This window comes from Serratia sp. GW822-FHT06D09, from assembly GCF_058799515.1.
Map to the genome: position 1 here is coordinate 1 of NZ_JBXALO010000018.1, position 15,175 is coordinate 15,175.

The window sequence follows — 15,175 nt, forward strand, 5'->3', positions numbered from 1 at the left end:
ACCGGATTACCCGCCGCCAGCGCATCTGCCGCTGCCGCCACCGCCCGCTCGTTCTGCGTTGCCGCCACGCTGGCGAAGCTGGTGTCATTACGGCCGACGTTGAGCGTTACCTGATTCGGCTGGTAGGTCAGTTCGGCCCCCAGGAAGGGAGAGAAGGTCGATGTGGAGGTAAACTGCCCACTGATACCCTGCTGGGCGGTGAGAATGTTGAACTGCCGGCCGATCAGACTGCCTGCGTTGCCCTGCGAAAGTAGATTGACGTTTTTTTCTTGCAACACCGCCACCTCACCGCCGCCGATCGTTGCCGATCCGTTACTTTGGATCCGATCGCTCTGGCCGTTCGCCGCCACTTCCACCGCGTAACGGGAGCCTGGTTCGAAGCTGACGTCACGAGTCACGTTCAGCGTGCCGATCGAATTGCCCGGCGCCACGGTACCGCCGCTACGGGCAGTTAACGAACCCAGCGTACCGGAACCGCCCAGCACGCCGGCGCTTTGCACCGTCACGTCCGAAGTCACCGAACCATTTACCGCCAGCAGGCCTTGATTGACCAGGGTTGGGCCTGCGTAGCTGTTATTGCCGGTCAGCACCAGTGTGCCGATGCCCAATTTGGTCAGGCCGCCATGGCCGGAAATATCGTTGCTCCAGACATCCAACCCACAATGAATATCGTCACACACACGCTCGGTAGGTTTGCCTTTGTCCAGTACTGCACCGATGCCTGGCAGATTCACCACAAATTGCTCCGGGCCGTAGGCACCGCTCACGCGGAACTCCTCCGGGATATCCTGTTCGGTGACAAACATCCCCGGGCCGTGGATCGCTTTGCCCAGATCAATCATCCCCCAGCCGTAAAGCGCATCGATGCCCGGCGCGCCCATATCAACCGTGGTGGTCTTCAGCACCGAAGCCACCTGTGCGCCGGTCATATAGGGGAAGCGTTCCATCAGCACTGCAATGCTGCCTGCCACGTGCGGTGCGGCCATTGAGGTTCCGCTGTATTTGGCATAGCCGGTGGTCAGGTTATCTACGCTATTGCCTTCGATAATCGAGCTGTACACCTTGCTGCCCGGAGCGGAAACACAGAAGCTGGCGGTATAGCCACAGCGGGAGGAGAAGCTGCTGATGCTGTAATCACCGGTGTTATTCGGATCCTGCAGGCTGGCGACCGACAGCCAATTCGGCGCGATCTCCGGCACGAAATAGGCCAAACCGGCCATCGCGTCCGGGTTATTCAGGTTGTAATCGTTACCGGCGGCAAAGATGGTGACAATGCCGCTGCGCGCCGCATCGATCGCCCCCTGATAAGCACCACCGGCTTTAGTACCGAGGATCTGTTTGATTTGGTCGAACTGTTTCTGCGCGTCGGCCAGGGTGAAATGCGGATAGGCTGGATCTTTACCACCCTGATCAAATTTCTCGGTAATGCCGATACCCCAGCTGTTATTGATGATACGCGCACCGCTGGCGATCAACGCGTTCCAACCGGCCTGATATACCGCGCCATCGTTGCCGAGAATGATGCCGTCTTCCGGCCCCGGATCCCCGTTCTCCGCACTGATGATTTGCGCGTTAAACGCCACACCGTGCATCTCGCCGCCGTCGCGGTTACCGGCGGCGATGCCGCCTACGTGGGTCCCGTGCGAGCCGAGAGTGCCGTCGGAATCCACGCTTGGCGTGCCGTCATAGCGAAATGCATCGCCTTTCTTCACCGGGATATAGGGATCGGTATATTCGCGGATCCCCGTCGTGACCAGGTTGATCACTTTGTCCTGACTGCCGAACTCCGGGTGTTTGGCATATACCGGCTGATCGAAAATGCCGAGCTTAACGCCTTTGCCGGTATAACCGGCGGCGTAGGCCTGATCGGCGTGGATGGCCCCCAGCCCCCATTCGGCATTAAATTCCTTACTGCGCCAACTGGCGGGATCGCCCTGCTTTCCGCTCTCTACATAGGGCGCAGCCTGCGCCCCACCGATGGTTGCCAGGCAAAAAAGCATCGCGCTCCACTGGGCGCGGCTAACGCCAATTTCAGGCCAGCCGAAGGCCGCCTGAACAGGCTTGACTCCTCTACGTTTATTTTCCATCCCAGATACCGTCCATTGTTGTTTGCAAATGTTTTATTGGTTTTTTTGTGTAACAGTTTCGTAACACCAAATAAATAAAGCACAACAATCTCAAGCGCGCCTTATGGGTCAATAAGGCAAACGCCTAACGGGGGAACGTCATTGTTAGAAAAAAGGAAGGAAAGACATAAGGATTTTGAATGACCGAAAACGGGCGAGAAGAATGAGCCCCTCCTGGCGAGATGAAAAGCTAATTAAATGATAAATAGAAATAAATCAAATAACAAAAGCCGACAAACTCGCCTCCGTCGACCATTAAAAAAAAGCATAAATGCGTTTATTATTTCTTTTAATTATAAGAATTATCAATATTCACTCAGTGAAATATGCTGGTTTACACGGAGCAGACCATTGAAAATTGGATTATCATGCTAACGGTTTTTTGCTGTTCATCGCATCTTCTTCACCTTGCGGAATAATGACTTTCGCCAGTATTAAATGCCTGCACAGGCGAAGTGCGCTTCATGATCCCGGCTTGCGGTGTACCCACATTGGACGCGCCGCGGCAGCCGTTTCGGGATCCACAGGCGCTGGCCGCTTTTATCGATGCGCCGGGAACCACTGTGCTGCCCACCAGCAAAAGATGTGTTGGTAAAAACCGCTTATCATATTAACGATCCGCATTTTGCCCAGATCGTGATCGAACAATTCCGCTCGGTTACTGGCGTGCCGAATGAGTTTCTTCCACGGGCCTTATCAACGGAAAGGTTCTTTAATCCAAAAAAAGGCCAGATAATTAATCTGGCCCTTTTTACTTACCGCATGAAATTATTTCTGTTCAGTCGTCATTTTCGACTTCATGTTATTCATGTGGTCCATCATTTTCTGTTCGCGTTTCTGATAATTCTCATTGTATTGTTTTTTCTGCTCTGGGGTCAGCAGGTTGTACATTTTATTTTCAGCTTTGGCGCGCTCCAGCATATGCTCGGACTGAGTTTTGCTGATGGCGTCAATTTGGGCTTTCGCTTTGGCTTCATCGAAGCTGTCGGAGGCGACCAGGCTATGCAAGGCCTGACGCTCCTCTTTCATGCCCGCACCGCGTTTCTGATGCGACTCTTTCATGATATCGCGCATTTGTTGGCGCTGCTGTTCAGTCAGGTTCAGACCGGCGAATGGCCCGCCTTTACCCTCGCCCTTGTGGTGCATCATTTTCATCGGAGTGGCATCTGTCGTCGCAGGTGCCGCTGTCGTATCTGCAGCGAAAGCCATGGAAGCAGAACCCAGAGCCAGAGTAGAAGCGACAAATAAAGCGGTCAGTTTACGCATGATCATTTCCTTAAAATTATTCTTCATCAGGAGCGCTGTACGTGAACAGGCTCATCTTTCGTCGGAGATAATAATAGGCCGATAAACATATAGTAATGCGATGGTGTGTAAATTTATTAAAGCCCGAAACAGGTTTATTCGACAATAATGAATGAATTATGGAGATGTTGTTTATTATCTGGAAATTTTGGTTTCCCCTGGCCTGACGATCACCTGATTTTGCTTTCCCCCCGATGGGGTTATTCCTGTCAAAGCCCGTCTTTATTATAATTTAGGCTTATCCACTGCAACCGTCCTGCAACAAAATGACGACGGCATCGAAAGCAGCAATCGTACGAATCTCTCGAAAGCGCAGGTTCTCACTTACACTTAAGATTGTATCCACCCCCAGTGAGATCGTCAGGATCCGCTGCGCAACGCAGCCTTCTGCAGCGGCGGCAACGCGACGTTTACACTGCAAAACTAATTATTGGTTATATAATAGTTTCATCCTCTGCCCGTGAAAAACGTGTTATATGATGGAGATACGTGCACTACGGCCACTACCGAGCCAGAATTTGCTGCTGTGCCCATCGCACAGGCTGGCTGTCGTGCCATTTTGAGGAATCATCATGTTCGCAGACCAAGGCCCTATGCTTCTTAATGCCCACTTCGGCACCAACAGCCCATATTGGCGGTTGGCGTTTGACAGCAATGCCCTGGCGCTGTCGGCAGTGAAAGGCAAAACCCATATGGCCGTGGCGCTCAGCGCCATGCAGGCAGCCAAAATCCGCCGTCTGACCGGCATTACCGCCAGCCTTGATATCACCATCACGCTGGGGGGTGAGCCGATACATCTGCATCTGGTCGGGCGCAGGATCAATAATCAGGAATGGGCGGGTACCGCCTCGGCCTTCAGCGACACCCAATCGGTCGCCCGCGATCTGGTACACGGCCTGTCTTTTGCCGAACAGGTGGTGTCAGAAGCCAATTCGGTGATTGTGATTGTTGACCAGCACGGCCGTATTCAGCGCTTTAACCGACTGAGCGAAGAGTACACCGGCCTGCACGAACATGATGTTATTGGTAAAAACGTCTTTCAGCTGTTTATGAGCCCGGAAGAAGCGGCGGCATCGCGGCGAAACATCGCCGGTTTTTTTCGCAACGGATCATCCTATGAGGTGGAACGTTGGATTAAAACGGTGAAGGGGGAACGGCTGTTCTTGTTTCGCAACAAGTTCGTCCACAGCGGCAGCGGTAAAAATGAGGTGTTCCTGATTTGCTCCGGCACCGACATCACCGAAGAGCGTCGCGCTCAGGAACGACTGCGGGTGTTGGCCAATACCGACATTATTACCGGCCTGCCCAATCGCAATGCCATTCAGGACAAAATCACCCAGGCAATCGCCGCACGCGAAGGCAATCATGTCGGTCTGGTGTATCTCGATCTCGACAACTTTAAAAAAGTGAATGACGCCTACGGCCATATGTTCGGCGACCGTTTATTGGTGGAGGTGTCGTTGGCGGTGCTTGGCTGTCTCGCACCAGACCAAACCCTGGCTCGCCTGGGGGGCGATGAGTTTCTGGTGCTTGCCCAGCAGGCCGACCGCGAGATGCTGCAACGGCTGGCCCAGCGCATTATCGACCGCTTGAAGACCCCCTTTCGTATCGGCCTTATCGAGGTCTATACCGGCTGTTCGATTGGCATTGCGCTATGCCCCGAACATGGCAACGATCTCGACAGCCTGATCCGCAGTGCTGATACCGCCATGTACGTCGCCAAAGAGCACGGCAAACGCACCTATACCGTGTTCTCGCCGGAAATGAACAAACGCGTCGCGGAATACATGTGGCTGGATACCAACCTGCGAAAGGGGTTGGAACAAGATCAACTGGTGGTGTACTACCAGCCCAAAATCGAGGCGCTCAGCGGCAAGGTGTGCAGCGTAGAAGCTTTGGTGCGTTGGGATTCACCCGAGCGCGGCCTGATCCCACCGTTGCAGTTTATCTCTTATGCCGAAGAATCCGGTCTGATAGGCCCACTCGGGCGCTGGGTGCTGCAAACCGCCGCCAGACAGGCCGCACAGTGGCAGCGACAAGGCTTGAATCTGCGGGTGGCAGTGAATCTTTCCGCACGGCAGTTGGTTGATGATTCCATCGTTGAAGATCTCGCTCAGGTATTGCAGTGCAATCACCTGGCCCCCTGCCTGCTCGACTTCGAACTCACGGAAAGCAGCCTGATTGAGGATGAAAAACGTGCCCGCGAAGTGATCACGCGGTTACGCGATCTGGGGGCGCAGGTGCATCTCGATGATTTTGGCACCGGCTACTCTTCTTTGGCCCAGTTGGCCCGCATTCCGCTGGATGCCATCAAGCTGGATAAAAGCTTCGTGCGCGGGGTGAATTGCAATCCGGTTTCGCAGTCGCTGGTGCGCGCCATCGTCGCGGCGGCCGAAGCGCTCAGGTTCCGGGTGATTGCCGAAGGTGTAGAGACCGAAAGCGAAAATCAGTTTCTGGATGAAGTCGGTGTGGATGAGAAACAAGGATTTCTGTTTGCGCGGCCAATGCTCCCGGACCAGTTGGAACATTGGCTGCAATCTTATTGCCCGCATCCCTCCTCAGCCTGATGCGGGCCAGGTAATGTTAGCCTGCACGACGCAGGTTTAGCGTGTGGCGGTCTTGTAGCATAACCAGACGCTCGATATAGGCACGATCTTTCTCCTCGATGGTGAAGGCCGAATGCACCCAATCCTCGGTAATATCCATCAGCTCCGAACGCGTGAGCTGCAGCACCCGCTGACGGGCGCGTAGCATGGCGCGCATCCCGTTCAATTTGGGCCGGATGGTATCGATGAAGGTGCGGGTCGCCACATAAGCATCGCCGGGCTGGAACAACTGATCGACCAGGCCACGGCTTTCAAACCATTCCGCGGTGTGCGACTCGCCCCCCCAGATCAGCTCTTCCGCCAGGCGCATACCTGCCTTGCGTGCCACCAGCGAATATCCCCCCATGCCGGGGAACAGGTTGAACGCAATTTCCGGAAAACCCATCCGCGCGTTGTTCTGTGCCAGCACGAAATGATGCGCCAACGCCGCTTCGAAGCCGCCCCCCAGGGCGCTGCCCTCCACCATCGCAATGCTGACCGCACCGGTATCAAACCCGCGCGCCGCCGCATGCACGCAGTCAATGCAGGCACGTGCGTAAGCCATCATCGCCTCGCGCTTGCGGTTTTTAATGGCCTCGGCAAAGAACTGCAGATCGCCACCGACGTTGAACATATTGGGCACCAGCGATCCGGTGACCCAAAAATCAAACTGCAATGAAGACTCTTTTGCTGCCTGCGCCAGCGTCATGATGTCTTCGATTAACGCCTGATTGAAGCAAGGGCGCGGTTCAGCACGCAGCAGCATCCACATGATGTGCCGTTCCTCCTCATAGTAGGCGGATATCTGGGTCAAATTGCCCGCTTCGGTAAACGGGCGACAGGTGGGGTGATTAAGTAATTTCATATGACCTTCCATTTTCTCTCGTGTTAACAGTTGAAACCGTTCCAGCCCCTACGGCTGCAGTTGCGCGGCGACTGGTAAACCGCCGCGCCACATCATGAGTAAACGCTTTCTTGGTGATGAAACAGATAAAAATTGAAGGTCGGAGAATGAAAAAAACCGCGCTGGAACGCGGCTGACATAAGAATTTTACCCATCGGCAGGCTGCAACATTTCACCGGGGGAGTGAACGCGCTAAGCTCACAAATTAGCCGGTTACCGGCCCCGGCGGCCAAAACGGCAAGCCTTTTGGCTATAATCACATTGAGACAGCCTATTTATCGTTAAGGATATCGTGACGTAATGCCTACAGGATCAGATAAAGACCCCCGTCAGCCCAACAGTGAAGCGCCGCAAAAACCGCTGATCGACATCAAGACCGGCCACCAGACCCTTGACCGGCGCATTTCCGGATTTTCACGCCTGGTCGAACGCATCAAGGCCTGGCCAAGCATCGCTCACCTGCTGCGCGCCACCGAGCGCTTTAACGATCGCCTGGGCAGCCAATTCGGCGCCGCCATCACCTATTTCTCGTTTCTTTCGCTGATCCCGATTCTGATGGTGTCGTTTGCCGCCGTCGGTTTTGTGTTGGCATCCAATCCGGACCTGCTCACCGGGCTGATCAATAAAATCGTCGGCAGCATCAGCGATCCGACCCTGGCCGGCACGCTGAAAAACACCGTCAATACCGCCATTCAGCAACGTACCACCGTGGGGCTGACCGGCCTGGCGCTGGCGCTGTATTCGGGGATCAGTTGGATGGGCAACCTGCGAGAGGCGATCCGTGCACAGTCGCGTGACGTCTGGGAGCGCAATCCGCAGGATCAGGAAAAAATCTATTTCAAATACACCCGCGATTTTATCTCGCTGACCGGTCTGGTGGTGGCGCTGATTATCACCCTGACGTTGACCTCCATTGCCGGTTCGGCGCAGGCGGCAATCGTGCAGGCGCTGGGTCTGGAAGGCATAGAATGGCTGCGACCGGCCATGACGCTGATTGCGCTGTCGATCTCCATCTTTGCCAACTACCTGCTGTTTTTGTGGATCTTCTGGATGCTGCCACGGCATAAGCCGAAGAAAAAGGCGTTGCTGCGCGGCACGCTGCTTGCCGCTATCGGTTTCGAAGTGATTAAGTTTGTGATGACCATGACGCTGCCACAGGTGGCTAAATCCCCTTCCGGGGCCGCCTTTGGTTCGGTGATTGGGCTGATGGCGTTTTTCTATTTCTTCGCCAGACTGACGCTGTTTTGCGCCGCCTGGATCGCCACCGCGCAATATAAAGAGGATAAAACCCTGCCAACCTCAGAACAATCCGCGCCGTAAATCAACGCAATCATACCGGCCACTTTCCTGTGGCCGGTTTTTTATTTTGCATTTAAGCAATTAAACCAGCATATAAAACCAATAAGAAACCAACTCACCTGCCAGAATCAGCATAACAAACTACAGCCTAACTTTTCTTTTCACCTTTTACAGATGTTCAGTCTGCGAATCATTCATTTGGCAACGTTAAAATCTATGCAGAAACGCAGTGATGAAACATTAAGCTTTTTAACCGGTTAATCGCCGCATTGTACAAAGTTTCGTCATTGAAAAGGCATTTTGCTGTGACTAAGATGGATTTTTACAAATTCAAAATATAAGAAATATTATGCAAGCCTCCATCGCACCAACTCTGGACGCCGACGACGCGTCAACACCGGTTAACTCACGCGGAAAAGTGATTGTCGCCTCGCTGGTCGGGACCGCTATCGAGTTTTTCGATTTTTACATTTACGCCACCGCTGCGGTGATCGTTTTCCCGCATATCTTCTTCCCACAGGGCGATCCCACGACCGCCACGCTGCAGTCGCTGGCCACTTTCGCCGTCGCTTTCGTTGCGCGCCCTATTGGTTCGGCGCTGTTCGGCCACTTCGGCGATCGCGTTGGGCGTAAGGTGACCCTGGTCGCCTCGCTGCTGACCATGGGGATTTCCACCGTGCTGATCGGCCTGCTGCCAAGCTACGAAACCATTGGTATCTTCGCGCCAATCCTGCTGGCGCTGGCGCGCTTCGGTCAGGGTCTGGGCCTGGGCGGGGAATGGGGCGGCGCAGCCTTGCTGGCCACCGAGAATGCCCCGGCCAGAAAACGGGCGCTGTACGGTTCCTTCCCGCAGCTGGGTGCGCCTATCGGCTTCTTCTTCGCTAACGGGACCTTCCTGCTGCTCTCCTGGTTGCTGACTGACCAGCAGTTTATGGAATGGGGCTGGCGCGTGCCGTTTATTCTGTCCGCCGCGCTGGTGCTGATCGGGCTGTACGTACGAGTGTCACTGCATGAAACACCGGTATTCGCCAAGGTGGCAAAAGCCGGCAAGCAGGTGAAAATTCCGCTCGGCACCCTGCTCAGCAAGCACCTGAAGGTGACGATCCTCGGCACCTTCATCATGCTGGCAACCTATACGCTGTTCTACCTGATGACGGTCTACTCGATGACCTACGGCACCACGCCGCAGCCACTGGGCTTGGGTTATTCGCGCAACAGCTTCCTGTGGATGCTGATGGTGGCGGTGATCGGCTTTGGCGTTATGGTACCGATTGCCGGTCTGCTGGCTGATGCCTTTGGCCGTCGCAAGACCATGATCGTCATTACTCTGCTGATGATCGCCTTCGCTTTCCTGTTCCCGAGCATGCTGGGTTCCGGAAACCAGGCTCTGGTGATGGGCTTCCTGCTGTGCGGCCTGAGCATCATGGGGTTGACCTTCGGCCCGATGGGCGCGCTGCTGCCGGAGCTGTTCCCGACGGAGGTTCGCTATACCGGCGCATCCTTCTCCTATAACGTCGCGTCAATCCTCGGGGCCGCGGTAGCGCCTTATATCGCCACCTGGCTGGCAACGCACTACGGCCTGTTCTATGTCGGTCTGTACCTGGCGGCCATGGCCAGCCTGACGCTGATCGCCCTGTTGTTGATGAAAGAGACCCGAGACAAGTCGCTGTAACTCTGCTTACGCGGCCCCCATCAGGCGGGCCGCACTTCCCGTATTGTCTCCTGTCATAAAATCGGACTATGCTGAACGCTTCCTCTTTGACAGAAATGGAAATCAATAATGTCTCTGCGCCGCAGACTGTTTTGGTACGTTGTGCCATTGGTGGTGATCGCCATTGCGCTGGCTGGCTGGTTCTGGCTAATACCCTCCAATTCAAACGCGCTATGGCGTATCGTCAGCCAGCAGTGCCTGCCAAACCAACAAACGCATAACAACCCTGCCCCCTGCGCGCAGGTAGACCCACAGGCCGGTTTTGTGGTGTTTAAGGATCGCAACGGGCCACTGCAGTATTTACTGATGCCAACGGCCAAAATCACCGGCATTGAAAGCCCGCAGGTGCTGGAAGCCACCACCCCAAACTTCTTTGAGCAAGCCTGGGCCGCACGGCATTTTATGGCGGATAAATACGGCAAAGAGATTGATGACGCCGATATTTCGCTGGCGATTAACTCGCAATATGGCCGAACGCAGAATCAGTTGCATATTCATATCTCCTGCCTGTTACCGGCGGTAAAAACGCAGTTGGCGCGATATGCGACAGAATACAGTGAACAGTGGGAACCCATGCCCGGCGGCTTGCTGGGGCACGACTATCTGGTACGTAAGGTCACCGCTAGTGATCTGAAAAAACAGGGGGCTTTCCGCCTGCTGGCAGAAGGGGTACCACGATCCGAAGGCCGCATGGGCAGTTTTGGCCTGGCAATGACCGCTTTGCCGGGCGGCGACTTCCTGCTGCTGACCACCGAACGCAGTTTGCTGCCGTTTACCCTGGCCTCGGCGGAAGAAATTCAGGATCACGACTGCCGGGTTCTGCAATAAAAATGGCCCGCAGTGCGGGCCATTAACGGTCATTTTTTCTTCTTCATCTGCTGCAGAATTTGTCCGCACTGGTTTTCCTCACCGCCTTCGCTCGGCGAAACCAGCGCCAACAATGCCGCTGCCGGCGTCAGTACCACGCCCAGCGCTACCGCAGCCGCACCGCGCGCAATCAGCGGACCAGCCTTCACCCCAGCGTCCGGATGCGCGAAGGTGCCTTTCACATACAGCGGCGAACGCAGCGTCAGCACGCGCATCCCCTTACTTTCCGGATCGATGGACAGGTCCAGCCGCTCCGTGGCCAGATTGGTATTGCCGCTGATATTGATAATCGCGTTCTCGGTATCGAACACAAACAACCGCGGTGCCGCCACGCCGGTGCTGATCCCGATGTCCGCCGCCGCACAGTTAATGCCCACGACGTCGTCGCCAAAGAGCTGCGCTACCAGATAGTTACCGACGTTGAGCCCGAGAATTTCCATCAGGCTACGGCTGATAACCCCATTGTTAATCACCATCCGCAGATCGCCGCTGCTGGTCGCCAGCAAGTCCGCCACCGAGTTGCCCGTGCCGGTGAGTTTGGCATCGCCGTTCAGCTGGCCCAGGCTACGTTTCATCGATCCCACGTTCGGCAACAGCTGCTTGAGCTGGAATTTCCGCGCGTGCATATCTACCCGGCCCTGCATCGGATTTTTGCTGCCGTCGAGGCGCAGGGTGGCGTTGAGGTTACCGCCCGCCACGCCGAATCGCAGCGGATCCATCAGGATGGCGCCGTTGTTCAACTGCAGATGGGTATAGAGGTCGCTCAGCGGCAGCGAGCTGCCGTGCTCAATGCGCTTGGCGGTGAATTTGACGTCCGCATCCATCACCTTCCAGCTTTGGGTTTCAAACTTTTCTACCGGCAGCACCTTGCCGGCCGGCTGACGGCTTTTTTCGCCGCGTCCGGCTTTTTCGGTGTTGGAGTCCGCACCAATCAACGGCGCCAGATCGGCGAAGCGCAGCTGCTTCGACAGTACCTCACCGCTTAGCTTCGGCCGGGGTTTGCTGGCGACATAGGTCAAATCACCGTGAATATCGCTGTCGCCGATTTTGCCGTCGAATTTTTGGTACTGGAATACGGCTCCGCCTTTCTCGTGCAGGCGAGCACTCAGGTGACCATCGGTGGAGTAAGGCGGGGTATTCGGCAGCAGCACGCCGGTAAGGCCATACAGATTCCCCAGGCTGTCACCGGAGAATTTAAGCTGCAAGTCCAGCCCACCGAGGTTCATCGGGTCGGACAGCGTACCTGCTACCACCACCCGGGTTGAGCCGGAACGCACATCTGCCTGCAGCGGGAATGGCGAGTCGGCACTTTGTAACGACAGCATACCGCCGATCTTGCCGCTGCCCGCCAGCGGCTCACCGTTATAGGTCCCCTTCACCTTCCAACCGAAAACATAGTCAGGCGTGATGGCTTTGCTGGCGTCTTTTTTGCCCGTCACTTCGCTGAACGGCAAAGGTTTGCCGAGCGGGTCAATCTCAGCGCGGAAATCGGCCTTCAGCGTGGCGTCTTTGAAAGCAATCTGACCCTTATCGAATACGATGTCATGAACGTTCACCGTCCAGTCGGACGGGGGCTGATTGGGATCGCCGGCCAGGTTAAAGGTCCAGTTATTCTCGCCATTGGCCAGACGCCGCAGGCTCGCGTTCGGCTGCTTCAGCCAAATACGCGGGATCAGCACCTCTTTGCCCAACAACGCCAATGGCGAGATGCTGGCTTCGACGCGCTGCAACTGGACCATTGTGTCGCCCGGGATGTTTTCCGGGTTACCCAGCACGATATCTTCGGCATGAATATGCGGCCATGGCACCCAGGCACGCCAACCGCCTTCATCTTTGTCGCGCGTCCAGGCCACACCCAAGTCGCCACGGATAGCGAACGGACGGTGCAGCTCGGCAGACACCTTGTCGTTAATGGTCGGCTTGAGGCGATTCCAGTCGAAGGCCAGCGCAAAGATCACCAACGCGACGATGATCAGCAGCACAATACCGCCCACCCAAGTGAACGCCTTTCCTGTTTTTGTCATAATGGCTCCCTGAACGCGAAACTTGCCAACAATTGATAAGCAACTGTTATCAAGCCTAGCCGAGGATAGGCCAGAGTTCACGCTTTAGGGGACGAGGATCAGGCAGCCGGCACGGAAAACAATCTGGGCAAGGTTTGCAGAGTGTCGAAATGGGCCGGACGGGAAAGGTAGTACCCCTGCGCCGCCAGGGCACCAGAGCGCTGCACCAGCAGCCATTCCTGCTCGGTTTCCACCCCTTCAACAATCACTCCTTCGCTGTGCTGGTTCATTATTCTGACCAGCGTGGAGAGCAGTTGAATGCCATCCTCCGTCTGCTTAAGCAGGGTGAACAATTCACGCGCCACCTTGATGTATTGATAGCGCCAGGTACTGACGGCGGAGAAATTCGCCAGCCCGCTACCGAAGTCATCCAACCACAGCCGCTCGGCCCCGGCAATCTGCTGCAACGGGCCGTTCAACGCCATTCCCGCGTGCTCCACCAGCTCGAAGCGCAGATAAGGCATGCTGGCAATCTGTCGTTGCAACACGTCGTGCCGCTGAAGCGCCTGCAATGCAATGCCGTCGATATTGACCGATACCATCAACGCGTGACGGGTCAACAACGGCTGCCAGTGCTGGAGCAGCGTCAGCTGTTCCTGAATGATCTGCAGGCGCTTGCGCACGTCAAGGGCAGCAAAATAGTGCTCCGGCGACAGTGGTTTGTCCGGTGCGTCAGGATGAGACACCGCCGTCAGCAGTTCGAGTGCCAGCAGAGTGCCACAGGTGCGGTAGATCGGCTGAAAAGTATACTGCCGCCGGCATTGCCGCCAAAAATGCTGTGCTTTTATATGTGTGCATACGGCAAGGAATGGCGCCAGCAGACCAGAAATCATCTTGGTTGTCATTGGGACTATCGCCATCGAAGGGACATGAAAACGCTCAGTCTGCGTGATTGCTTCCCTGGGTTTATCGGCAGCAGGCGATAAAACTTTAAGCGGCGGCAAAAGCCTTCTACAGTGAATAGCGATAACAAAAAACCAAGGAAAAAAACATGCCCTACGTAAATATCAAAATTACCCGTGAAGGTGCGACAGCGGAGCAAAAGAAACAGCTGATCGCCGGCGTGACACAACTGCTGGTGGATACGCTGGGGAAGAATCCGGCCACCACCGTGGTCGTCATCGATGAAGTAGAAACCGACAACTGGGGCATCGGCGGCAAATGCGTCACCGAGCTGCGCGCAGCCGCTAAATAACGGCGGACTCTTGTCTGCGGATCGGGAAATTTTTCAGTTTCCCGATCGTCGTCATAATTAAATTAAAACGTTGTTTTATTTTCGTTGACTCCCTCGCCCCTTGCCTTGAGACTGGATGGGTTTCGCATTCATTCACCTTCTTCTTTCAGCCAGGGCTCGTTGACTATGACCACCCAGAATCTTGCCGTGATCGGCGAATGCATGATTGAACTGTCGCAAAAAGGCGCGGACCTTAGCCGCGGCTTTGGCGGCGATACGCTAAACACCGCCGTTTACGTTGCCCGCCAGGTGGCAGAAAGCACGCTGCAGGTGCATTACGTTACCGCGCTCGGCACCGACAGTTTCAGCGATGAGATGCTGCACGCCTGGCAACAGGAGAAGGTCAATACGCGCCTGGTTCAACGGCTGGAAAACAAGCTGCCGGGCCTGTACGTGATCGAAACCGATGAGGCCGGCGAACGCACTTTCTATTACTGGCGCAATGACGCCGCCGCCCGCTACTGGCTGGCCAGCCCGCAGGCGGAGACGTTATGCGAACAACTGGCCCACTTCGATTATCTATACCTTAGCGGCATCAGCGTGGCGATCCTCGACGCGGCCAGCCGCACCAAGCTGCTGGCATTACTGCGCCAGTGCCGCGCCAACGGCGGCAAAGTCATTTTCGATAACAACTATCGCCCGCGGCTGTGGCAAAACCGGGAAGAAACGCAGCAGGCTTATCGCGAGGTGCTGGCCTGCACCGATATCGCCTTCCTGACGCTGGATGACGAGGATTTGCTGTGGGGCAAACAGCCGGTGGAACAGGTGGTGCAGCGCACGCAGCAGTTGGGCGTAATGGAGATTGTGATCAAACGCGGGGCAGAGGCCTGCCTGGTGTTCAGCGCCGAAGGCACCGAATTTGAAATCCCGGCGGTACGGCTGCCGAAAGAAAAAATAGTGGATACCACGGCGGCCGGGGACTCTTTCAGCGCGGGTTACCTGGCGGTACGCTTAACCGGCGGCGATGCCGTGCAGGCGGCGCAGCGCGGTCATCTCACCGCCAGCACGGTGATCCAGCATCGTGGCGCCATTATCCCACTCGCCGCCATGCCGCAATGAATCCTGTTTCGTAGAAATGCGA

General features: G+C 55.7%; 11 protein-coding genes and 1 pseudogene. 7 read left to right on the top strand and 5 right to left on the bottom strand.

The genetic code is table 11. From position 1 onward, the window contains the following. Positions 1 to 2,087 (bottom strand): S8 family serine peptidase (locus AC1RKG_RS24065; RefSeq protein ID WP_493183812.1); only part of this gene is annotated, 2,087 nt, incomplete at its 3' end. 503 nt (positions 2,088 to 2,590) lie between these two features. Between AC1RKG_RS24065 and AC1RKG_RS24070 the strand changes: the two genes are divergently transcribed. Then, complete coding sequence (locus AC1RKG_RS24070; protein WP_242506321.1) at positions 2,591 to 2,740, top strand: hypothetical protein; 150 nt, start codon at positions 2,591 to 2,593, stop codon at positions 2,738 to 2,740. A 154-nt stretch (positions 2,741 to 2,894) separates the two neighbouring features. On the opposite strand, the gene spy is transcribed toward AC1RKG_RS24070, so the two are convergent. Continuing rightward, positions 2,895 to 3,392, bottom strand: a complete 498-nt coding sequence (gene spy / locus AC1RKG_RS24075; RefSeq protein ID WP_020837467.1) for an ATP-independent periplasmic protein-refolding chaperone Spy — start codon at positions 3,390 to 3,392, stop codon at positions 2,895 to 2,897. 611 nt (positions 3,393 to 4,003) lie between these two features. On the opposite strand from spy, the gene pdeR reads away from it, so the two are divergent. Beyond that, positions 4,004 to 5,998 carry a cyclic di-GMP phosphodiesterase gene (gene pdeR / locus AC1RKG_RS24080; RefSeq protein WP_493183813.1) on the top strand — a complete coding sequence of 665 codons (1,995 nt, stop codon included), beginning with the start codon at positions 4,004 to 4,006 and terminating at the stop codon, positions 5,996 to 5,998. A 16-nt stretch (positions 5,999 to 6,014) separates the two neighbouring features. Here pdeR and AC1RKG_RS24085 read toward each other — a convergent pair whose 3' ends face one another. Then, positions 6,015 to 6,881 carry a crotonase/enoyl-CoA hydratase family protein gene (locus AC1RKG_RS24085; protein WP_020837470.1) on the bottom strand — a complete coding sequence of 289 codons (867 nt, stop codon included), beginning with the start codon at positions 6,879 to 6,881 and terminating at the stop codon, positions 6,015 to 6,017. Positions 6,882 to 7,220: 339 nt separating this feature from the next. Between AC1RKG_RS24085 and yhjD the strand changes: the two genes are divergently transcribed. The 3 genes and pseudogenes from yhjD to AC1RKG_RS24100 all read left to right on the top strand — a co-directional run. Next, positions 7,221 to 8,240 (top strand): inner membrane protein YhjD, encoded by a 1,020-nt coding sequence (gene yhjD, locus AC1RKG_RS24090; RefSeq protein WP_020837471.1) that lies wholly within the window; start codon positions 7,221 to 7,223, stop codon positions 8,238 to 8,240. Between the two features lie 328 nt (positions 8,241 to 8,568). Beyond that, a complete protein-coding gene (locus tag AC1RKG_RS24095) occupies positions 8,569 to 9,891 on the top strand; it encodes an MFS transporter (RefSeq protein WP_020837472.1) in 1,323 nt (440 codons plus the stop codon). 99 nt (positions 9,892 to 9,990) lie between these two features. After that, positions 9,991 to 10,758: pseudogene (locus tag AC1RKG_RS24100) on the top strand (CDP-diacylglycerol diphosphatase); the annotation flags it as partial. 29 nt (positions 10,759 to 10,787) lie between these two features. On the opposite strand, the gene AC1RKG_RS24105 reads toward AC1RKG_RS24100, so the two are convergent. Further along, on the bottom strand, positions 10,788 to 12,821 hold the full coding sequence (locus AC1RKG_RS24105; RefSeq protein ID WP_061068962.1) for an AsmA family protein: 2,034 nt from the start codon (positions 12,819 to 12,821) through the stop codon (positions 10,788 to 10,790). A 98-nt stretch (positions 12,822 to 12,919) separates the two neighbouring features. Continuing rightward, positions 12,920 to 13,705 carry a cyclic-guanylate-specific phosphodiesterase gene (pdeH, locus tag AC1RKG_RS24110; RefSeq protein ID WP_082144866.1) on the bottom strand — a complete coding sequence of 262 codons (786 nt, stop codon included), beginning with the start codon at positions 13,703 to 13,705 and terminating at the stop codon, positions 12,920 to 12,922. Between the two features lie 146 nt (positions 13,706 to 13,851). Here pdeH and AC1RKG_RS24115 point away from each other — a divergent pair, with 146 nt between their 5' ends. After that, positions 13,852 to 14,055 carry a 2-hydroxymuconate tautomerase family protein gene (locus AC1RKG_RS24115; protein WP_020837477.1) on the top strand — a complete coding sequence of 68 codons (204 nt, stop codon included), beginning with the start codon at positions 13,852 to 13,854 and terminating at the stop codon, positions 14,053 to 14,055. 165 nt (positions 14,056 to 14,220) lie between these two features. Continuing rightward, positions 14,221 to 15,153, top strand: a complete 933-nt coding sequence (kdgK, locus tag AC1RKG_RS24120) for a 2-dehydro-3-deoxygluconokinase (protein WP_128865710.1) — start codon at positions 14,221 to 14,223, stop codon at positions 15,151 to 15,153. The last annotated feature ends 22 nt before the right edge of the window (positions 15,154 to 15,175 follow it).